At 41.7% G+C, this 21,607-nt stretch carries 13 protein-coding genes and 10 pseudogenes; 16 read left to right on the top strand and 7 right to left on the bottom strand.

What is annotated here, in order from left to right; genetic code table 11:
* Positions 1-21: 21 nt before the first annotated feature.
* Positions 22-1,019: pseudogene (locus QUE34_RS26800) on the top strand (IS256 family transposase); the annotation flags it as partial.
* Between the two features lie 57 nt (positions 1,020-1,076).
* Here QUE34_RS26800 and QUE34_RS26795 read toward each other — a convergent pair.
* From QUE34_RS26795 to QUE34_RS26765, 7 pseudogenes are all read right to left on the bottom strand, one after another.
* Positions 1,077-1,739, bottom strand: a pseudogene (locus tag QUE34_RS26795) (IS3 family transposase); the annotation flags it as partial.
* 67 nt (positions 1,740-1,806) lie between these two features.
* Positions 1,807-2,289, bottom strand: a pseudogene (istB, locus tag QUE34_RS26790) (IS21-like element helper ATPase IstB); the annotation flags it as partial.
* A gap of 64 nt (positions 2,290-2,353) precedes the next feature.
* Positions 2,354-3,108 (bottom strand): annotated as a pseudogene (istB, locus tag QUE34_RS26785) (IS21-like element ISEc10 family helper ATPase IstB).
* Positions 3,105-4,287: pseudogene (locus QUE34_RS26780) on the bottom strand (Mu transposase domain-containing protein). Before QUE34_RS26780 ends, istB (QUE34_RS26785) begins: the two co-directional pseudogenes overlap by 4 nt.
* 94 nt (positions 4,288-4,381) lie before the next feature.
* Positions 4,382-4,687, bottom strand: a pseudogene (locus tag QUE34_RS26775) (ATP-binding protein); the annotation flags it as partial.
* Positions 4,684-5,697: pseudogene (gene istA, locus QUE34_RS26770) on the bottom strand (IS21 family transposase). The pseudogenes QUE34_RS26775 and istA, both read right to left, overlap by 4 nt.
* Before the next feature lie 87 nt (positions 5,698-5,784).
* A pseudogene (locus tag QUE34_RS26765) lies at positions 5,785-6,281 on the bottom strand (transposase); the annotation flags it as partial.
* A gap of 59 nt (positions 6,282-6,340) precedes the next feature.
* On the opposite strand from QUE34_RS26765, the pseudogene QUE34_RS28740 reads away from it, so the two are divergent.
* The 15 genes and pseudogenes from QUE34_RS28740 to QUE34_RS26695 all read left to right on the top strand — a co-directional run.
* Positions 6,341-6,493 (top strand): annotated as a pseudogene (locus QUE34_RS28740) (ISKra4 family transposase); the annotation flags it as partial.
* Between the two features lie 833 nt (positions 6,494-7,326).
* Positions 7,327-7,821 carry a hypothetical protein gene (locus tag QUE34_RS26760; protein WP_241957720.1) on the top strand — a complete coding sequence of 165 codons (495 nt, stop codon included), beginning with the start codon at positions 7,327-7,329 and terminating at the stop codon, positions 7,819-7,821.
* A 537-nt stretch (positions 7,822-8,358) separates the two neighbouring features.
* The gene (gene tssB / locus QUE34_RS26755; RefSeq protein WP_000072547.1) at positions 8,359-8,835 is read left to right on the top strand and encodes a type VI secretion system contractile sheath small subunit; all 477 of its coding nucleotides are present in this window, start codon (positions 8,359-8,361) and stop codon (positions 8,833-8,835) included.
* A gap of 2 nt (positions 8,836-8,837) precedes the next feature.
* Positions 8,838-10,316: a type VI secretion system contractile sheath large subunit gene (gene tssC / locus QUE34_RS26750; RefSeq protein ID WP_000156834.1), complete on the top strand. Its 1,479-nt coding sequence runs from the start codon at positions 8,838-8,840 to the stop codon at positions 10,314-10,316.
* 9 nt (positions 10,317-10,325) lie between these two features.
* Positions 10,326-10,838 (top strand): hypothetical protein, encoded by a 513-nt coding sequence (locus QUE34_RS26745; RefSeq protein WP_001355296.1) that lies wholly within the window; start codon positions 10,326-10,328, stop codon positions 10,836-10,838.
* Positions 10,839-10,847: 9 nt separating this feature from the next.
* Positions 10,848-11,270, top strand: a complete 423-nt coding sequence (locus QUE34_RS26740) for a lysozyme family protein (RefSeq protein WP_032194047.1) — start codon at positions 10,848-10,850, stop codon at positions 11,268-11,270.
* Positions 11,263-13,065 (top strand): type VI secretion system baseplate subunit TssF, encoded by a 1,803-nt coding sequence (gene tssF, locus QUE34_RS26735; protein ID WP_064236768.1) that lies wholly within the window; start codon positions 11,263-11,265, stop codon positions 13,063-13,065. Before QUE34_RS26740 ends, tssF begins: the two co-directional genes overlap by 8 nt.
* Positions 13,056-13,991: a type VI secretion system baseplate subunit TssG gene (tssG, locus tag QUE34_RS26730; protein ID WP_001173971.1), complete on the top strand. Its 936-nt coding sequence runs from the start codon at positions 13,056-13,058 to the stop codon at positions 13,989-13,991. The genes tssF and tssG overlap by 10 nt, the downstream gene beginning before the upstream one ends.
* A 7-nt stretch (positions 13,992-13,998) precedes the next feature.
* Positions 13,999-15,981: a type VI secretion system Vgr family protein gene (locus tag QUE34_RS26725; RefSeq protein ID WP_000361983.1), complete on the top strand. Its 1,983-nt coding sequence runs from the start codon at positions 13,999-14,001 to the stop codon at positions 15,979-15,981.
* A 10-nt stretch (positions 15,982-15,991) separates the two neighbouring features.
* Positions 15,992-16,453 (top strand): DUF6931 family protein, encoded by a 462-nt coding sequence (locus QUE34_RS26720; protein WP_000132334.1) that lies wholly within the window; start codon positions 15,992-15,994, stop codon positions 16,451-16,453.
* Positions 16,454-16,468: 15 nt separating this feature from the next.
* Positions 16,469-16,768 carry a PAAR domain-containing protein gene (locus QUE34_RS26715; protein ID WP_032194046.1) on the top strand — a complete coding sequence of 100 codons (300 nt, stop codon included), beginning with the start codon at positions 16,469-16,471 and terminating at the stop codon, positions 16,766-16,768.
* Between the two features lie 3 nt (positions 16,769-16,771).
* The gene (gene tssA / locus QUE34_RS26710) at positions 16,772-17,848 is read left to right on the top strand and encodes a type VI secretion system protein TssA (RefSeq protein WP_001031757.1); all 1,077 of its coding nucleotides are present in this window, start codon (positions 16,772-16,774) and stop codon (positions 17,846-17,848) included.
* 7 nt (positions 17,849-17,855) lie between these two features.
* Entirely contained in the window at positions 17,856-18,407 is a 552-nt protein-coding gene (locus tag QUE34_RS26705; protein ID WP_000202243.1) for a type VI secretion lipoprotein TssJ, read from the top strand.
* A gap of 18 nt (positions 18,408-18,425) precedes the next feature.
* Complete coding sequence (gene tssK, locus QUE34_RS26700) at positions 18,426-19,778, top strand: type VI secretion system baseplate subunit TssK (RefSeq protein ID WP_064236767.1); 1,353 nt, start codon at positions 18,426-18,428, stop codon at positions 19,776-19,778.
* Between the two features lie 517 nt (positions 19,779-20,295).
* A pseudogene (locus QUE34_RS26695) lies at positions 20,296-21,311 on the top strand (IS110 family RNA-guided transposase).
* Positions 21,312-21,607 lie beyond the last annotated feature (296 nt).

Raw genomic sequence — 21,607 nt, 5'->3', positions numbered from 1 at the left:
TTCTGACGAGTCGCTTACACCACTACCGACGGGCCGATGGAATTACGTACCTCTCGTGATCGTGATGGTTCCTTCGAACCACAACTGGTGAAGAAAAATCAGACCCGCATTACCGGCATGGACAACCAGATCCTGGCGCTGTATGCCAGAGGGATGACTACCCGCGAAATTACCTCAGTCTTCAAAGAAATGTACGATGCAGACGTCTCTCCGGCGCTGATATCGAAAGTCACCGATGCCGTAATCGACCAGGTTGTAGAATGGCAAAACCATCCTCTGGATGCGATTTATCCCATTGTTTATCTTGACTGTATTGTCCTGAAAGTACGGCAGGACCGCCGGGTTATCAACAAAGCGGTGTTCCTGGCTCTGGGTATTAACCTTGATGGTCAGAAAGAGCTGCCAGGTATGTGGCTGGCCGAAAATGAAGGTGCAAAGTTCTGGCTGAATGTACTGACGGAACTGAAAAATCGCGGCCTGAACGATATCCTTATCGCCTGCGTGGACGGCCTGAAAGGCTTCCCGGAAGCGATTAATGCCGTCTACCCGGAGATGCAGATCCAGTTGTGCATAGTACACATGGTACGCAACAGCCTGCGGTTCGTGGCGTGGAAAGACTATAAAGCGGTAACCCGTGACCTGAAACAGGTTTACCGCGCAGCCACGGAAGAAGGCGCGTTGCAGGCGCTGGATGCGTTCGGGAAGGAATGGGATGCACGATACCCGCAGATAAGTCGCAGCTGGCGGGCAAACTGGCCGATGTTGCCACCTTCTTCGTGTACCCAGAGGCGATCCGCAAGGTTATCTACACCACTAACGCAATCGAATCGCTGAATAGCGTCATCAGACATGCGATAAAGAAACGGAAAGTGTTCCCGACAGATGAATCGGTGAAAAAAGTGGTGTGGCTGGCTATCCAGTCAGCCTCACAGAAATGGACGATGCCACTTCAGGACTGGCGGATAGCCATGAGTCGATTTATTATCGAGTTCGGTGACCGCCTTGACGGTCACTTCTGAGAAAGGCATTTACACAGAATGATGGACAGGCTCTACCCTCGTAATATGGACACAGCTCTAAGCGAGGTTCTGGTTTTCAAATTGTTCCGGACTGAGACCACCACACCTACTGTGCCGTCGCCAGCGATTGTAATCACATTTGATATAATTAAACACTGTTGCCCGCATTATTTCCCGAAAGTGTTCTCCGTGGAGATATTCCACTTTCAGCGGATGAAAGAAGCTTTCCACGCAGGTATTATCGTAGCAGCATCCTTTTGCGTTCATACTGCCACGCAGATTATGCCGCTTCAGCAGCGCCTGATAATCTGCTGAACAGTACTGGCTTCCGCGGTCCGTGTGAACGATAACGTTCCGGGAGCTCTGACGCCGCCACAGCGCCATCTGCAGGGCATCGCAGGCCAGTTGCGCCGTCATGCGTGGCGACATTGACCAGCCAATAACGGCACATGACCACAGGTCAATAACCACTGCCAGATACAGCCAGCCTTCATCTGTACGTAAGTACGTGATGTTTCCCGCCCACTTCTGGTTCGGACCACTGGCGTAAAAATCCTGCTCCAGCAGATTTTCTGACACAGGCAGGCCATGTGCGCGGTAACTGACCGGGCTGAACTTCCGGGAGGCCTTTGCCCTCAGCCCCTGACGGCGCAGGCTTTCCGCCACGGTTTTTACGTTAAAGTGGTAACCCTGAACACGCAGTTCATCCGTCAGGCGTGGTTGTCAACGACGGATGAAAAGTGATCCACTTATATCTCCACCAACGGCCCAATATTGATCCACCGTTTTACTCAGGATTAGCTTCTGTTATAGCCCCGGCCTTTCGTTTCTGTCTGAGTCGATAGCTTTCTCCTTTGATTTGAACGACATGTGAGTGGTGTAAGATACGGTCCAGCATCGCTGAGGTCAGCGCTGCATCACCGGCGAACGTTTGATCCCACTGCCCGAGCGGCAGATTGGATGTCAGGATCATTGCGCTCTTTTCGTAACGTTTAGCGATGACCTGGAAGAACAGCTTTGCTTCTTCCTGACTGAACGGCAGATAGCCTATTTCATCAATGATGAGCAGGCGGGGGGCCATGACTCCACGCTGAAGCGTCGTTTTATAACGGCCCTGACGTTGTGCCGTAGATAACTGAAGTAACAGATCTGCTGCTGTTGTGAAGCGAACTTTGATACCTGCACGGACTGCTTCATAGCCCATCGCTATTGCCAGATGGGGTTTCCCCACACCTGATGGCCCCAGTAATACGATATTTTCATTACGTTTATTAGACGTCAACTAGTTTTGCCGACTCGCGCCAACTATACTGGCCGCACCCTTCAGGGCGACATCAAGTCGCGCTTGTTACTGCCTTCGCTGTCTTTTTCCTGTAGCTTTCCCCTTTCAGTTCGAACATATATCCGTGTGGATCAGCCTGTCTGCCGCAGCCACCGCCATAGTCTCATCCACGAAGATGCTGCCCCACATGCTGAACGGATGGTTACTGGTTATCACCAGGCTCCCACGTTCATCGCGATGCGCTATTAACTCGAACAGCACACCCGTTTCGGCACTATCGCGTTTGACATAGCCAAGATCATCCACCACTATCACCCGGTAGCGATCCAGTTTCAGTAGCAGCTCATTCAGTTTCAACTGAGCTCTGGCTTTACGTAGTTCCTGCAACAGCTCTCCTGCGCTGTAGAACCGGGCCCGGTAGCCCTGACCTACTACGCCATCCACGATCGCTGCCGCCAGATGGCTTTTCCCCAACCCGCTGGCTCCGAACAGCAGAACGTTTTCTCCTGCATCAACCCAGTCTGTCGTTTCACAGAGTTGCCGGAACTGAGCTCCATTCAGTTCCGGCACCTGACTGAAGTCGTATTCGCTCAGCGTTTTGGCAACTGGCAACCGGGCCTCCTTTTTATAACGACGCAGTTTTTCACTCTCGCGCCACAGGAGTTCTTCATTGCATAGCGTCAGAAGATAGCGCGATGGTGTCCAGCCTTCTGCCAGCGCTCGTTTTTCCAGAGCGTGCCATTCAGCTCCAACTCGTGTCAGGCGTAGTTTACGCAGGCTATGTTCAAGGTGATGGATATTGCTCACTGCGAACCTCCCTTGCCACGCAGTAGTTGCTCATAACTGCTCAGGTTATGCTGTATCACATTGACTACCGGCAACGCCTTTTCTTTTATACCCAGGAAGCGCATCAGCCGGTGCAGATCCACGTTTCCCGGGGTATTCAGCATCTGCTCCATACCTTTTGCCACGACTGAGATATCGTCGTATCCTGCAGCCAGTTTCAGGGCATGTACCATCAGCCTTCCTGCCATATCGGGCTCCAGATGATTACATAAGCGACGCCACAGCCTCCGCCATTCATCGTCCGGCAGGATGTCATTTCTCAGCGTTGCATGGCAGAACGCACCGGGCTTTTTTGCCAGACTGTCGATCACATGTCGGAAGTCGATACGACGGGCCCGCGTCTTCCCTTTTTCTGGTCTGACGCGAGGGCAGCTCATGACCTCGCTGCTGCCAACGTAACAGCTCAGACGATCGTCCCATAACCTGACCCGTAACAGTTGACCTACAAGCCGGGAAGGTACGCTGTAGACGACGTGCTTCACATTGATGGTACTGCTGCGACTAACCCTCACAGTCAGCTCATCATAGTCAGCACTGCGACGAAGCGGCAGCGGTTTCAGATGAAGACGTTCTTCCTTGACCAGATCCTGATTGTTACGGTTGTGCCGCATAACCTGCTGAGTGATGAAGGCCTGATATTCTTCTATGGTGCTGAAGTCGTTACTGCCCCGCAGTATCAGCGCCTGACAGATACGCCTTTTCAGATGTCCGTGGGCACTTTCAACCGAGCCATTTTCGTGGCCCCGACCGGCATCGCAGGCCGGGCTGATGTTGCTGGCGGAACATGACCTCCTGCTCTGCACCATACTGTAGTTTCCATTCGCGAACCCGCCGTTGCATTGTTCTTCGAAGGCTGTTGGGGTACTGGCCGGGATATTTATCCTGTAGCATCTCCAGTAGAGTTGTTGGTGTCAGAGCCGGCCTCTCTTTCAACAGAGGAACAAGCATGCTGTCCCACACAGCTTCCAGAGGATCTTTGCGTGTGCGCCAGTGCCGAACACTGTTTTTTGCCCACTCTCCTTTTTCGATCCGACGACCAGAACGGACTGAGATACCAGCCTTCATGGCCGAGATATGCTGAGTTATACCTTTCTTACGCTGAGTCATATAGTAACTGACCTGAGAAGTATTGAGCGTCACGCCATTTCCTGTTGGATCATGTAAATGACACTCAGGTTACAAAACCGGCCAGAATAATCGGCGCCAGGCGGACTGAGTTATTGTCGTCTCATATACGTTCTATGAAGCTGAGTGAGCGTAACGACTGGAGTTGCTTCTGCGGTGCTCCGGTGGCGAATGTGAAGTCATACTCTTCGAACGTTTTCACCGCCGGGAAGGCTGCCATTCGGGTATACATCGCCTGTTTACGTTGATGACGTGCCAGTTTTTCTTCATGAAGCAGATGCTCCAGGAAGTCCATATAACTCCATTCCTGGTCTACTGCCTGTTGTGACAGCGCAGGCGCTGCGCTTATAAGGCTTTCCAGTTGCAACTGCCCGGCGAGCACCATCAGTCGTTGATGTTGCAGTTGCATCATCACGCCACTCCTCTGCAGAATGAGTCGTAGATGGAGAGTGGATGATGCAGGGGGGATTTGTCGAAGTTCACCAGATTTTCACCAGGATGCACGTCATACTCTTTTTTCTCCGGAGGCAGTGCCAGCATGGATGCTGAGCCAGCGATCGCAGGGACGGGCCTGGATTGTTTCATGCTTTCGTTGGTTAGCGACATCGTGCAGCCAGCGCAGACCGTGGCGGTTGGCTGTTTCAACATCGACAGTGATCCCCATCGGGCGCAGGCGAGTCATTAGTGGGATATAAAAACTGCTACGGGTGTACTGCACCATCCGTTCCACCTTACCTTTAGTCTGTGCCCTGAAGGGACGACACAGTCGGGGAGAGAAGTCCATCTCCTTGCCGAACTGCCACAGCGAAGGATGGAACCGGTGCTGACCGGTCTGATATGCGTCACGTTGCAGAACCACAGTTTTCATATTGTCATACAACACTTCGCGCGGCACACCACCAAAGAAGCGAACGCATTACGATGGCAGGTCTCCAGCGTGTCATAACGCATATTGTCAGTGAATTCGATGTACAGCATTCGGCTGTATCCGGGAACAGCAACGAACACGTGAAGCGGTGAGCGACCATTACGCATAGTGCCCCAGTCAACCTGCATCTGTCGTCCGGGTTCAGTTTCGAACCGAACAACAGGCTCCTGCTCCTGAGAAACCGAGAGAGAACGAATGAACGCCCTGAGAATGGTCATTCCGCCACGATATCCTAGGTATCTGATCTCGCGAGTGATTACCGTTGCCGGGATTTTGTAAGGATGAGCATCGGCGATGCGTTGACGAATATAATCCCGGTATTCATCCAGGAGTGAAGCAACAGCAGGTCGCGGCGTATATTTTGGCGGCTCAGATTTTGCCTGCAAATAACGTTTAACGGTATTGCGGGAGATCCCCAGTTCTCTGGCAATCGCCCGGCTACTCATTCCCTGCTTGTGCAGGATTTTAATTTCCATAACTGTCTCAAAAGTGACCATAAGCTCTCCTGAATCAGGAGAGCAGATTACCCCCTGGATTTGATTTCAGGCGTTGGGTGTGGATCACTATTGCACCGTTCGTGACAGTGGTGCACCGTAACGCTGTTTTGACCGTGTAAAAGCCGCGAGGACAACGCTGTCGCAGTGCTGACGGAACTGCTGACGAGGGCTTATCCTTGTCCGCCGTTGGCACCACGTATACCAGCCGCTGCGGGCCACCCGGAGCACGCGGCACATAGCCTTGATGCTGAACTCAGCCTGATGTTTTTCAATAAAGACATACTTCATTTCAGGCGCTTCGCGAAGCATGCCGCGGCCTTTTGGAGGATAGCCAGTTCCTCTGCCTGCTCCGCCAGTTGCCGCTTCAGGCGGGCATTTTCAGCGGCCAGTTCACTTTCACGTTCAGACGAGGTCATCTGTTGCTGCAGTTTGCTGCGCCACGCATAGAGCTGAGATTCATACAGGCTGAGTTCACGGGCTGCGGCAGCAACACCGATGCGTTCAGCAAGTTTCAGGGCTTCACTGCGAAATTCAGGCGAATGCTGTTTACGGGGTTTTTTACTGGTTGAGACTGTTTTTGTCATGTGAGTCACCTCTGACTGAGAGTTTACTCACTTAGCCGCGTGTCCACTATTGCTGGATAAGATCAATGCAGTGGAGTAGAAAGGGCGCGCATTATTTGTTACAGACCAGAACTGCAGTCCTGAATAACGAACTACAGGACAAATTCGCCAGTTGGTATCCCGGTTGTACGATAGACGCTCAGAGTAGGGGGACGTTATCCGCGATGGCAGCATATCTACTGCCCCAGGATTTTTCATGCTCTCCTATAACAATCGACGATTGCTGGAAAGGCTGGGCCATGTCTCTCCAGCAGAAGCAGAAAAAGCTAATTTAGATTCCATAGGAAGATAATCTAGCTGCCTGAGTAGTTTACAACTGTGCGGTTCAGATAATTCCCTTTTTTAGCTAATAACGCACAACCTGTTATTGTGTGCATTATTAGCTAAAAAAGATGTTGGTTTTTCATTAGACTATACCATAATTTATTTATGGTTTTTGTATGAATTTCTGCCGCATGTATGCGAAGCGATATGAGGAAATAAGTTCATGGAGGAAGCGGCAAATAGCTATATAGTTGAGAGAACAATAGAAGTTGCGCTTAAATTCCTATGTTTATGAGAAGTGTGGTCTGAGCATTTTTGAGTGCAGTTTTATTTTCTTAGACTTGTTAAAAAGCGGTTCATTGTATGTACATCGTGGATAATAGTGGAGGCCTGAGAGCCGGAAGCTATCGCAATATCCATAACGACGTCTTTATTAGTCTGCACCATGATTCAAGGCTGCCTTGCCTGAAAGGAAGGGTAGATCGCCACCTTGGATTTTGGTTATCCGGGCTAACTGGATGTCGGGCGCTACCATGGTGATAATGTTCATGTAGATGTATGGGCTGATTATCGCGGAGGCTTTAAAACTGATTGGTAAACTGCTTGGTATAATCGAGGGTTTTATTTTTTGTGCGTAGTGGTGTGGCCTTTGTGGTTACTTATAAGTAACTAAGAGAAGGATTGTATATGCAGAATAAAAGAAAATGATGTTTTTCTTGAGAGTGAAGTTAAGCACCAAAACATGAAAAATAAACAATGTTTCGGTGTGAGAGCTTCCGATAAGACACCTCTGTGCTTTTTAAAACCAGGAGATGTTTTATATATCTTTGCTCATGGAAATACATCTGTTATAGGGACAGGATCAGCGAGTGGGCCAACATTGAGTCCTGGGACGTTAGCAACTCAATTAATACACCGACGTTTACCAAAAAGTTTTAAAGATATAAGGATTTTATCTTGCAATTCTGGCATACATTCAAAAACTCCCGCTTTCGCACTACGTCTAAAAGAGATTATGTATGGATATGGTTATCACGATTTAGTAGTTACGGGATACTTGGGTGAAGTAGATGTGTCGAGAGATTGGAGATTAAAAAATCATAACGAAGATATGGATTTTTACTCTTCAAAGAAAAAAGGAATAATACCTATAAGTAGTATATTAACTGAGTCTCAAAAGGCACTTTGTGGATCAGATTTAAAGTTTTCTCTTTCTGATTTTAAAGTGCGATATTAAAATAACACCTTGATATTGCAAGGCTGTGAATTTTTTAGTTTTTTGAGCACTTTAGTAAAGTGCATTCGATGCAGTTTGACAATCAGTGCTTTGGTCGGTTTATATAAGCCTCCCGAAGTGAGAAAAGGTGGTTTCCGTTATCTGGTTGATGGTGTCATGTTGAGTCTGCAACAATGCCCGTAGTCAGATATTCTCATGAATAAGTGAGATATCTCCCGGCTTTTACAAGGCGGTGTATACAGATTTCAGAATATACTGTTCTTTTAGATTAATAATTTCATCTTCAAAAGATGAGTAAACAAAATAATTAAAGTTATTTAATATGTGATGATTTTAGTTAACATAATTAACATTTAAATAAATTAAATAAGAAAATATACGTCGCATATTGTATTTATAACGTTAGTTGTTATTAATACACTAATAATAATTATCTGTTTTTATTCGATATTTTCATGTTTGGGAATATTAGTGCGGTAGCTATGGCATTTAGTTGATATGTATATGACACACTAACACTACTACAGGATAGATAAAGTGAGTAATACACAACACAAACTTGATAAATCCCGCCCCCCTAGAGTACAGATAACCTACGATGTTGAAACTGGAGATGCCGAAACAGCGAAAGAGTTACCCCTTGTTATTGGGGTTTTAGGAGAGTACTCTTCATCAGACAAGCCATTGAGAGAACGAAAGTTTATTTGTATAGACAAAGACAATTTTGATGAAGTTATGACATCAATGAGTCCGAAGGCTCATTTTATGGTTAATAGTGTTATCCCGGGTAATGAAGGGAAACTGGATGTCGAGCTTACGTTTAAGTGCAAAGACGATTTTTCTCCTGATCATGTGATTCAACAAGTCGAGTGTCTTAAAAAATTATCTGAATTGAGGTCTCACCTTTGTGACCTCCGTAACAGGGCTGCAAGTAATGAAAAATTGAAAGAAAAACTTCAGGAATTACTGGTAAATACTCAAAATAATCCTGAAAATGATGAAGGTAAGGAATAAACATGACAATTACATCAACATTAGGGCAGAATGAAACACAGTATGCTACAGATGATTGTCTAGAAGAAATTATAAATAATACCAGAGCTGTAAGACAAGATTCTGAAAAAACTAGATTTAAATTACAGGTTAATAATTTCCTTGCTGAAGTTGCCAGTGGTTCTTTAGTCATTAACAGTGATTTAATCGGTAGTATTGAAAAGCGAATCACTGATATTGATAAGTTGATGTCTGAGCAGCTTAGTTTGATTATGCATGCAAGTGAGTTTCAAAAAATAGAGTCAGCGTGGACAGGGCTTTATAAGCTGGTTCATACCAGCGTAACTGAAAATGTAAAATATACAGTGTTACACTGTACTAAAAAAGAGTTACTCAAAGATTTTAAATCATCCTCAGATTTCGACCAGTCTGTATTATTTAAAAATATTTATGAAAGCGAGTATGGAACCTTCGGGGGAACACCATATTCTGCTTTTGTGGGGGACTTCTATTTCGATAATACACCTCAGGATATTGATTTGCTGGAGCATATTTCCCATGTGGCTGCCAGCGCTCATGCTCCGTTTTTGAGTTCTATTGCTCCTGGGATGCTATCCATGAATTCTTTTAGCGAACTACCCTACCCGCGTGATCTGGCAAAATTATTTGAAACAACAGATTATGCCCGGTGGCGTAGTTTCAGGCAGACAGAAGACAGTCGTTATGTGGGACTAACTTTGCCACAGTCCTTGGGACGTATCCCATATGGCATGAAGACTGTACCTGCTGAGACGTTTAATTTTGAAGAGCACATTAGTGAAGACAACTCAGGAAAAGACTATCTGTGGGTAAATACAGCTTTTGAACTTGCCTGTCGGATAGTTGATGCTTTTGAGGAGTATGGCTGGTGTGCAGCAATTCGTGGTGTGGAAGGTGGTGGTTTGGTGAAATCATTACCGGCCTATAATTATGTATCCCATACGGGTGAGAGATTATTACAATGTCCGACTGAGGTTGCTATCTCAGACCGAAGGGAAAAAGAACTGTCAGATCTCGGATTCATTCCACTGGTTTACTGTAAAGGCACTGATTTTGCAGCATTTTTTGCCGTTCAATCGGTGAACAAACCACGGCTATACAATACTGATCAGGCTAATGCAAATGCAAAATTATCCAGCCAACTTCAGTATATATTAGCAACGTCACGATTCGCACATTATCTGAAAGTTATTGTTCGTGATAAAGTTGGAAGTTTTATGTCAAAGACAGAATGTCAGACATATCTGCAAAACTGGATCATGCAATATGTTGTGGCATCAGATAACGCCGGACAGGAAACAAAGGCACGTTATCCATTACGTGAAGCATCCATAGATGTTGTTGAAATTCCTGGCAGTCCTGGTTCATATCGTGCAATTGCATGGATTAAACCTCATTTTCAGCTTGAGGGATTAAGTATGTCATTACGTCTTGTTGCTGACTTGCCATCAAGTGTAAGTTAAAATTTTATTATGGGAGGAGTTATGGCTACTGCTTTTGGAAGTGCGCTAAGTAAAGAGTTTGTCAAAGTAACAATTGATGACAAGGTAATAAAGGGAAATTCAAAAGTTAATAATTGTAATGATTACTTTGACGCATATTGCCCTAACGCATTTCGTGCTTTTTCTGGTATTGATGGTTCTGTTTTTGATATCTGTAATCTGAAGCTTAAAGTTACTAAACAAACACAAGAACTTATAGAGCATTTTTTTAAAAGAGGAGAGAAATCAGTTAAAATAGAAGTTTTACGCAGGGAGTCTACTAGATCTGGTAGTGAATATTCATCCTTTAAAGTTATTTATGATGGTTGCCACTTACATGATATATTGTTAGCACATGATAATGAGGCTAATCTAATTCTTGAGTTATCATTTAGCCCAGAAAATTTAGTCTCAATAGAGATGAATATTCCATCATCTGATGGTAAAAGTACGGAAAAGTTAGGACCAATAACGTATAGTTTAGAGAAACAGACACTTATATAAAAACACTGAATGCATTCGTTTCTTCAGTTTTTACGTGATGATAATCCGGGCTCATCGGAAGATCTTCTGAATTTTGTTATTTCAGATGATCTTAAGTATGAGCTTGGAATGTTATTGTCATCACGGCCTTTATATCATGAGACAGATGACCTGCCGTTTGTTAATAGCTCTGTCCTGAACTATGGCATAACAGCATCAGTATATGGTGTATCAGCCAGTGAGCATAGTGATAGTGTTAATAGTGAAATTTCCTCAAGAATATTGATAACGCTTCAGCGTTATGAATCCAGGCTGGGGAATCCTGTTGTTGAACACCTTTTTAGTGATGATAATTATTCTTTTTTTTCAGTTACCGCCCTGTTTTTTATGGACAGGGTAAAATTCTGCATTAAATGGGATAAACACTCAGGAGAGTTTTCACTGTATGAATAAACTATTATCTTACTATCAGAAAGAACTTTTTTTCTTAAAAAAGCATGGAGATGAGTTTGCAAAAAAATATCCAAAGATAGCCAGACGTCTTGGATATAATCAGGGGGTGTCTGAAGACCCACATATTCAGAGATTAACAGAGTCTTTTGCTTTTTTAAGTTCAAGAATTCATCAGAGGTTAGACGAGGATTTACCTGAGTTAATGGAGGCATTGCTTAGGAATCTTGCTCCCCAATTTTTGTACCACTACCCTTCATCATGTATTGTTTCATTTGAGCCAGATAAGAATTCCAGTGGAATAACATCCATGTATGAAGTTCCGGTTGGTACTTCGATATATTTTAAGCATAAATCTAAAACTACCTGCCAGTTTCGGACGGTATATCCTCTGACAATAGTCCCGGCAACAGTTAATGAAGCAAAAATTTACTATGATAATTTATCTTCCTTATGGAGAATTGAATTAAACTTAAAGGTTTTTGACGGGGCTAAATTTTCTCTCGATTTTGTCAGGTTTTATCTGAATGGTCCGTCAACGGTTACGGGCATAATATATACATTACTCTGTGATGAAGTTGATAATATTATTTTACAGAAAAATAATGATGTATTATACGGTGTCAAAACTAATGTGTTCGGTGCCGGGTTTAATGAGGGGGAAGTAACATTACCACGAACAGGAAATGTTTCGTACATACATAATCTTACGCTGGACTATTTTTCATTTGCTGAAAGATTCAACTTTATTGATATAAAATTTGACTCTGAAATTGAGTTATGCTCGGGGGATTCTGTTAGGATTCACATAACATTGAAAAATAGTGCTGGAAAGTATGAAATAGATAAAATAGAGAAAAATGTTTCCGAAGAACTATTTAGAGTAAACTGCTCTCCCGTTGTTAATCTCTTCGAAAAAAAATCAGAACCGTTACGATTATCGGACGGTCAGGATGAGTATCAGGTTAATGCGGATTTATATTCCCGTGATGAAATTTTAATTTGGGATATAAATAAAGTAATATTGCACAGATATGAAAATGATTTAGTCAGACAGATTCCATTAAAAAATTTATTTGGACTTGAACATTCTTTCATTCAACAATCATTAAATATATTTTGGCACAGTTCATATTACCGCATGCCTTCTGAAAGAAGTAACTATGAAGAAAATGTATATATTCGTCTGAGTGATGATGGTGGAGTTCAGGCACGTATTATGAATGGGGATGTCCTTTCAATTGATGTGATGTGTACGAATGGTAATATTCCATCATCAATGAATATTGGTGCTCCTGATGGTGATTTTGATTGTGATATCGATATTGCTAATCTGAGAATAACAGCACTAAACCGTCCATCAAGAATGTTGCCTGCTATGGCCTTAAAAGGCATGAACTGGAGAATTATTTCTCAGTTATCTCTTAATTTTGTTTTGCTCAGTGGTACTGATGGAGCAATGAAACTGAGAGAAATGCTGTCAATATATAATTATAATAACAATCGCTCAATATCAATTTATATTGAATGGATTAAAGAACTACAAATCACACCAGTTTCATCCCGTTTATCTGGTATATATCCGCCTGTATCCGCTCGTGGAATTGATATTAAAGTTATTCTTTCAAAGGATGCATATATGCACCCTGAATGTTTCCTGTTTTGTTCTTTTCTTGATCACTTTCTTGGACTCCATGCTCCTGTAAATAGCTTTACTCGTATGATTACAGTATTTGAGCATGATGAGAACACTCGTCGCATATGGCCGATGAGAGCAGGGAAATTAACATGGCTTTGATTAATAACAGAAGTAAATTCAGTTTTTTCAATAAAGTTCGTGTGTTATTGAAAAAATTTCTAAAGCCAGATGAAAGTATTGATGATGTTATTGATGAACATTTCAGATTTACATCCAGTCTGTCTTTAGATTCACCTGATGGCCAGATAGAGAATCTGTATCATGATGAGAAGGATGGAAAGTATCATCTCTCATTATTCCATAATGGATTGACCGGAGCTGCAGGGGTTCTTCCTGTAGCATATACAGAATGGCTGATTGAAAGAAAATTACGTTATAACGATGATGCTCCTAAAGCGTTTATGAATATGTTTGATCACAGGATGTATTGCCTTTCCTATCTAGCATGGCAAAAAATGCATCTGTCAGGAGATGAAAATAGAAGAGATAATAATGTACTTAACAATATACTTTTATCTTTAGGCGGAGTCACTCCTCAGACAATTAGTATGACAGGCTTGGCATATACTGCATTCTATGCTCAATCTGTTAGAACTCTGTCCGGACTTGAACAGTTACTCTCATCAATATATCAAATCCGAGTGTCCATTAATCCTTTTCGTGGTACTTTTGAAAATACAGACCCCAATGAACAGGGTATTTTGGGGAATTGCCAGTACACTCTGGGTGAAGGTCCTGTTATCGGGAATGTTCGTTGGGTGGTTGATTCACATTTTGATGTTGTATTGGGCCCCATAGACTATAAAAAAGCAATGGAATTTATGCCCGGACGGGATTTTAACTATTTTATTAGTCAGCAAATAAAATCATATGTAGGTGATGCGCTTAAGTTTAAAATATATGTAATGGTTTGTTCCAGTAATGATGATAATCAAATGAATATAAACAATAAACTTGGATTTAATATTTCAATAGGTTCTGGAGTAAAAAACCATAAAGAACGGTGCTTTTGTATATTATGGTGAATATATTATGGATAAAGTTATATCTGTAGATGACGATTATTATAAATTCCAGAACAAACATTTTATTAGGTTGTATGGTTGTAATGTATCCTTATATCCACTTGAAATTAAGGGTAATGAGTCACTATCTGACATCTATAGCTATGAAATAAAATGTTTAAGTAAAGCTGACTGTAAGTCTCTGGAGCTGTTACACGGTATGCATATGTGTTGTGAGATAGGAGAACAATGCAATCCGTTACCTTCACGATTCATTCATGGTGTGGTCACAAAAGTAATATATAATTATGATAGCAGCATGAAGCATACATGTATTATCATATTACAGCCAGAAATTGCCAAGTTAGAAACTAGTAAAAGAACAAGGATATGGTCAAATATAACACCATCTGATATTGTAACCACAATTTTAAAAGACAGTTTGTTTAATCCGCCACACATCATATTATATAAAGAACAGAGTTTGATAGAGTATAAGATTCAGTACCAGGAGTCTGATCTGGATTTTATTAACAGGGTTTTGTCTGATGCTGGAATTTACTACTTCTTTGTTCATAAGAAAGACAAACATATTATGACATTAGCAGATGATCCAGCATCTCATCCTAAGGCATCCTATGATAAACTGGAGCTCTTACCTGGTGAAAATCTTAGGGAGTCGCATCAGGGATACATCACTGAATGGTCTGTCACAGAAAATCTTAAATGCCCTGCTGTGATATTTTCAGGTTATAATGAGAGTAATGTTAATGAAATCACTATAAAATCAGAAAGTAAAGTGAATGATGTTAAATCCAGCAATGTGATTTATGAATGTATTATTCCTGAGAAAAAACGTGAGTTGATACAAAAACGTGCCGCAACTATGATGGCATCATGTGATGGTGAAATTAAAACTTGGTCTGGAAAAACAAATTCATGGTGGTTGTCATGTGGTGAACGTTTTTGTTTGGATAAAAATTATTACAGAATTACTTCATTATATCTTAATGCATTAAACAATGATGCTGAGGATACTGGATATTGTAATTGTGAATTTCGTGCTTCGGATAATAAAAATTCGCTTAGTTTTAAAGGAGAATTAAATTCCCCGGTTATTCCAGGTGTCTTACTTGCCAGAGTGGTTGGTCCTAGCTCTGAAGAATATTATACAGATAAATTCGGGCGTGTAAAAATTAGATTTCTCTGGGGGGAAATGTCCACGTCAGGTACAGAGGAAAGCTCCTGTTGGGTCCGTGTATCTCAGGCATGGTCCGGGGATGGTTTCGGTAGTCAGTTTATTCCTCGTATTGGCAGTGAGGTTCTGGTTAGTTTTATACAGGGTAATCCTGACTATCCAATTGTTGTTGGAACAGTGTATAATGGTCAGAATAAACCGCCTTTTTCTCTGCCTGAGAATAATTGTAAGTCTGGATTTGTTACTCGTAGTGTTAAGAATGGAAAAAAGGGAGAGGGTCATCAACTTGTTTTTGATGATAAAGAAAATGAGGAAAAAACCGTATTAACTTCTTCTGGTGATTACCACCTGACAGTAAAGAAGGATATGATCAGCAATATTAATAACTCAATGTCATTAACGGTTGCAAAAGGTCGTAATTCTGAAATAAAAAAAGGGAATGATAAGCTTATTCTTAAAGAAGGCAACTTGCATAATGATGTGCATGGAAATATTGATATAAAGGTGTCAGATGGAGATTATAGCCTTAATGTGACTGGGGGCGGTGGTAGTTTTATTACTGATGAAAATCTTATATTTGAATCAACCCAATCAATAAAAATAAAAGTGGGGGCAAATGAGATAACTATATCCACATCAGGGATAAGTATAAAAGCCGCAAAAATTACCGTTGAAGGGCAAGCGTCTGCAGAGGTTAAAGCAGCCACACTTAAACTTGAAGGTCAAGCTATTTCTGAAGTAAAAGGCACTATGTTGACGCTTCAGGGATCTGCAATAACGCAGATAAAAGGAGGAATAGTGAATATTGGATAAAGGATTTCATATGACAGATTCTAAAAACAACTCTGCTCTGGAATTTAATAAGATTGTTGAGCAAATGCTGCTAAAAGGAAAATGGCAGGATGCACTTAATTTCTGGATAGAGAATACAGATTCGTTAACATTAATTAAATGGCTGGCGCAATTTATCTCTCAGTCATCTTCTGAAGAAGACTCAGTGCTTTTACAATCCATTGTAAAATGGAAGGAAGGAGATGAAGAACAACGGTGGGAAATATTTAAAAACGCCGAGTCTGCAGGATTTTCTACTCAGTCAGGAGCCCTGGGGTTATCGTTATTTATATCACAAGGAAGTTTGAGTCCGACTTCATATCCACCAGTCCATGCACCGTCATGTTCAGAAAAAAAAATTATTTATGGAATATTAATGAATCAATCGTGTAAATGTTATGATACACCTGTCGAAGGGATTGTTTTTCTTTTTCAGCATTGGTGTAATAGTTAATCTTGGGAGTTGTATATGCCTCAGCCAGCAGCAAGAGTTACTGATATGCATGTATGTCCTATGATGACGCCTGGTTTACCACCTGTTCCCCATGTCGGTGGACCTCTGTTGCCGCCAGGCTCTCCGTCTGTACTCATTGGTGGATTACCTGCAGCTACATTGGGGACTCAGGCACTTTGTACCGGACCAGTGGATGCCGTTATTATGGGAAGTTTTAAAGTTTTTATATGCGGCAAACCGGCAGCACGAATGGGTGATATCTGTGCTCATGGGGGGACAATTGTCAGCGGATGTCCTCAGGTATTAATGGGATAAATAATGAATAAGTTTGAGACGGATACATTACTGCTTCCTGTTATAGGAGAATCGCCGGCAGGTGATGATATTGAGTATGATCCTGTGTATAGCGAAATACGGGCAGCAAGGCAAAATGATCCTGACTACATGTCCCAGGGAGAATGGGCTGTCAGTGAACCTCGTAGGGCTGACTGGAGAAAAGTAAGAAAATTATGTGAGGTTACTTTACGCAATAAGAGTAAAGATCTACAGATTAGTTGTTGGTATGTGGAGTCCTTGACGCATTTGTATGCTCTGGAAGGGATGAGTTGCGGACTGGAATATCTTGCTAAATTTATTTCTCAGTACTGGACTATATGCTGGCCATCCCAGGAAGAAGGGCAGGAAATTCGTTACAGTAAACTAGTTCGTCTTGATATTGATTTGTCAGAGTATTTGAAAGCATATCCTCTTCTTGATGATAAAGAAATTACTCTGTCTAAATGGTATAAGGCGCTGTCGTTTGAGCATAGTGCGAGCTTATTAGAAGATGGAAAGGAAAAATTAATAGAAAGAGAAGGTGATCACTCTGTTGAATCGTTCAAAAAATCTGTAGGTAAATATAATGCACGCAAGATTAGTGAGCAACTTCTTAAATTTTCTGATTTACCTGACAAAATTGATGAGATTGAATCTTTTTACTTTTTTCATACTCATGAAGATATACATAATATTTTCGCTAAAACCAGACATGCCATTAGTGAAATAATCGATTTATTGAGCCGTTTTTTACCACAAGAAGTACAAGATAACAAATCAGCAGCACAATTTTCAGTTGAACTAGAGAATATGGAGACAAAGAAAGTGTTTCCGGAGGAAGAAAAGGAATTTGATACTGCATTAACAAACTCAATAGATAAAGAGATGTCAAGGGAGAAAGCTATAGAACAACTAAAAAAAATATCTGTTTTTTTCAGGCAATCTGAACCCACTAGTCCTGTACCTTATCTTCTTGAAAGAGCAGTACGTTGGTCAACAATGACTATGTCAGAATGGCTTGAGGAACTACTTAAAGATAATGAATCTATGGAACAAATAAATCGTATTTTAAAAGGGTAAAAAATTAATGACTAGTAAGTATCTGTTACTAATAGCTATAGCATTACCTTTTTTTATTAGTTCTTGCTCTGATAAGTATTCTGAGCAGGATAAAATGCAGGTTATTAATAATGTTGATACTCCATTTGGTGCAGGCTTGATTACTTTTCAGATATCACCCGATACACAATTAAACTCACTTAACGATATATCCAATAGCTGTACTTTATTATTCTTACAGTCCTCAGGTAAAAAAACATTACAGGACTTAATGAATAATCCAGTGTTAATTAAACAGTTTTTCAGTGGGGCTGGTAAAATTGATGGTATTCTTAAAGTTGATAAATATGTGGCAATGCCAGGTCAGGAGACAACACTACATATAGATCGGAGTGAAGGTGCTAAATATGTAGGTATTATTGCCGGATACTATCCCTTTCCTGGAAAACAGCATATGGTGCTTTTAGATATCCCTGTTAATGTTATTGAGGATGGGTGGTGGAACAAATCATTACATGCGTCACTATCTCCTCTTTTTAAAAAGATATCTATGGGTAAAGAAAGTATCAGTATAAAATAATTGTACAGGTATTACTGCATGCAAGAAGAAGAGCAACTTATTTATTGGTATTCAGGCCTTTATTTACAACCTCAGCATTTTCAGTCAATTGATTTGCATCATAGTTTCATGCTTGCCAGAAACAGGCAGTTATCACAACCCTATTATCAGGGGTACTATGAATGTCATATAAATGATAATCTTCTGAAAGAAGATACAATCAGGATTGAAAAAATAAAGGCTGTGTTACCTTCTGGGTATTATATCGAGTACCCTGGTAACTGTATTGTGCAGGATAAGTGCCTGATAAATCTTAGAGGCACAGATACTGGATCTGTTAATTTGTGGCTTGCTCTTAAGCGATTTAATTCCGGTTATAAAAATGTATCCAGTGTTAATGATAAACGAGGCTTAGCCAGATGGGTAAGCCCAAATGATGAAAGCAACATGCGTAATGTTTATCATGATAGTCAGGATGTAGGTATCACAAGAATAAAATATGATATTCAGATAATTACAGATGAAGAAAAAGAGAATACCACAGACTTTGAATACTTACCTCTAGCCAGGGTTATTCATAGCAATAATATATTGTGTATTGATGATGAGTATTCATTTCCAGCTATGAGGTTATCAGCTAATCATATACTTAGAGGTAAAGTTGCAGAAATTAAATATATCCTTGATTTCTACAAAAATAAACTTGAAGAATATAGATATACAGAACGAAAAGTGTCCGATAGACATTTTTATAATTTTTTTATTCTATGTGCTATTAATAGAGCTTTATCACTTCTTTCATCATTTATGAATGAAGATGCAACTCATCCTTGGTTATATTATATGGCATTATGTCAGTTTACAGGGGAAATATCTACCTTTCAGAGAATGGTGGCTACAGATGCTAGAGTTGTTGATTTGTCATACAATCACTATGATCAAATTTCGTGTTTCAGTAATCTGCAGTATTATATTAAGGTAATGCTGGAGAATTTATGCAGAGATAAAATTGTTAGTTTTGATTTCAAACAGTTAAAAACAGATACATTAGTCTGCGATTTTGATGGCTATACACCTAAAAATAATGTTGATTACTATATTAAGTTAACTTCAGATACCTTCAAAAATAATAATTTAGTTGCATTGTCAGAGATTAGGATTGCTCCATCTGAACATTTAGAACTGATAATTCAGCATGCTCTTCCTGGGATTGATTTTACAGTGATGGATGTCGTTACATCTGATTTACAGGTTAGAGAAAATATAATTTGGTTGCAGATAGATAAACACTCGGAATTATGGTTATTAGCTCAGGATAAAAAAAAGGTTGCATTTTATTGGTCATGTACTCCTGAAGATTTACTTGTAGAGTTAGTATTATTGCAGAAATAAAACATACAATAACTAGATTTGAACAGGTTTTTTATCAGAGGTAACTGCTGCCTATATGTAAAACACATCAGAAAAAACATCTATTATTCAACAGACTGTATTCTTTGAATGATAGTGTTTTGTGCATGGTATTCAATCCGGTTTGTTGTTCAAGTGGAAGACACAAGGGCAGGAAAGTAATCTCACATCTATTGCCCGATTATTAACGGGACGTCGCAATAAAGCCAATTTATCTGCTTTAGTGTTTACTAGGCATTGAGCTTCAAGGAAGTGATGGAGTATGTGAGAAATTTTATATACTGGCCCCCTGAATATCCAGACAACCATTATCACTTAAATTAAGTGATAGTCTTAATACTAGTTTTTAAACTAGTCATTGGAGAATGTAATGAACGCATCTCAACTATTTGAGTATGAAGCCGGGGTTGGCAGGAAAAGTGTGGAGCCTCGCAGATTCCCGGCATCATAGTGCCCAATACGGGATGCATAAAGCTCCCTCAGACTGGAGACTCCACAAATGAAATATACACCGGTTGGCGTTGATATCGCAAAACATGTCATTCAGGTTCACTTCATCAATGAGCACACAGGGGAAGTGGTGGATAAGCCGGTTCGTCGTCAGGATTTTCTGGCGTATTTCAGTAACCGCGAACCCTGCCTGATTGGCATGGAAGCTTGTGGAGGCCCCAGTACTGGGCGCGTGAATTAACAAAGCAGGGACACAAAGTCCGGTTGTTGCAGGCTCGCTTCGTTAAAGCATTCGTCATGGGCAATAAGAATGACGTGATGGATGCACGGGCTATCTGGATGGCGGTACAGCAGCCAGGTAAAGAAATCGCCGTCAAAACAGAAGAACAGCAGTCAGTTCTTGTTCTGCACTGGATCCGCAGACAACTGGTGAAGTTCCGGACCGCACAAATTAATGCCCTGCACGGGACGTTACTGGAGTTTGGTGAAACCATCCACAAAGGTCGGGCAGAGATGGAACGGGAGTTCCCTGAAGCACTGGAGCGGATGAAAGAGAGACTGCCACCGTATCTCATTATGGTGCTGGAAGACCAGTACAACAGACTGAGTGAGCTGGACTCACTGATAGATGATATCGAAAAACAGCTTACCAGTGTGGCGAGGCAGAATGAGACCTGTAGACGGTTGCTGGATATTCCTGGCGTTGGGCCACTTATTGCAACGGCAGCGTAGGCCATCATGGGGAAAGCATCTGTGTTTAAATCAGGGCGAGAGTTCGCGGCTTATGTTGGTCTGGTGCCCAGACAGACTGGCTCAGGAGGAAAAATCCGCCTGCTGGGAATAAGCAAACGTGGTGATAAATATCCGCGAACCCTGTTTATTCATGGTGCAAGGGCGGCAGCATTACTGACCAAAGAACCTGGGCTGTGGATAACCGAACTGAAAAAACGTCGTCCGGCCAGCGTGGCAATCGTCGCAATGGCAAACAAGCTGGCGCGAACGGTGTGGGCAATAGCCGCTCACGGACGTAAATACGACAAAAATCATGTCAGTATCAGGCCTTAATAATCGCTGATACCGATAAACATAAACTCTTTACAAAAGGGTGAATGCTGAAAGGTTGCGTGGGCAGCCGTAGTGATGACAACGACAGGTAAGACCGGGACTCGCTAAACCTGAATCTGTTCTAGAGATTAAAGCTCGCTGGGAGAATAAGACGCGAGTCAGCGTATTACATAGGGGCCCGCAGCTTCACGGCTGCAACAAAGATACTGTTACGGTGCAGGATGCTATGTTCTGTGGTGTGAAAATGCTTTGGTGTTAACGGTGCTCTCATCCAGCGCAGAAGATAAAATACTAGA

Source organism: Escherichia sp. KS167_9B, assembly GCF_030295215.1.
GTDB lineage: Bacteria > Pseudomonadota > Gammaproteobacteria > Enterobacterales > Enterobacteriaceae > Escherichia > Escherichia coli_F.
Note: the sequence above shows the minus strand (reverse complement) of the source record. Positions and strands in the feature narration are given on the sequence as shown.

Coding starts and splice junctions, on each gene's coding strand:
- QUE34_RS26760 (WP_241957720.1), top strand. CDS start 7,327: ATGAAAAATAAACAATGTTTCGGTGTGAGAGCTTCCGATAAGACACCT.
- tssC (WP_000156834.1), top strand. CDS start 8,838: ATGACAATTACATCAACATTAGGGCAGAATGAAACACAGTATGCTACA.
- QUE34_RS26745 (WP_001355296.1), top strand. CDS start 10,326: ATGGGAGGAGTTATGGCTACTGCTTTTGGAAGTGCGCTAAGTAAAGAG.
- QUE34_RS26740 (WP_032194047.1), top strand. CDS start 10,848: ATGCATTCGTTTCTTCAGTTTTTACGTGATGATAATCCGGGCTCATCG.
- tssF (WP_064236768.1), top strand. CDS start 11,263: ATGAATAAACTATTATCTTACTATCAGAAAGAACTTTTTTTCTTAAAA.
- tssG (WP_001173971.1), top strand. CDS start 13,056: ATGGCTTTGATTAATAACAGAAGTAAATTCAGTTTTTTCAATAAAGTT.
- QUE34_RS26725 (WP_000361983.1), top strand. CDS start 13,999: ATGGATAAAGTTATATCTGTAGATGACGATTATTATAAATTCCAGAAC.
- QUE34_RS26720 (WP_000132334.1), top strand. CDS start 15,992: ATGACAGATTCTAAAAACAACTCTGCTCTGGAATTTAATAAGATTGTT.
- QUE34_RS26715 (WP_032194046.1), top strand. CDS start 16,469: ATGCCTCAGCCAGCAGCAAGAGTTACTGATATGCATGTATGTCCTATG.
- tssA (WP_001031757.1), top strand. CDS start 16,772: ATGAATAAGTTTGAGACGGATACATTACTGCTTCCTGTTATAGGAGAA.
- QUE34_RS26705 (WP_000202243.1), top strand. CDS start 17,856: ATGACTAGTAAGTATCTGTTACTAATAGCTATAGCATTACCTTTTTTT.
- tssK (WP_064236767.1), top strand. CDS start 18,426: ATGCAAGAAGAAGAGCAACTTATTTATTGGTATTCAGGCCTTTATTTA.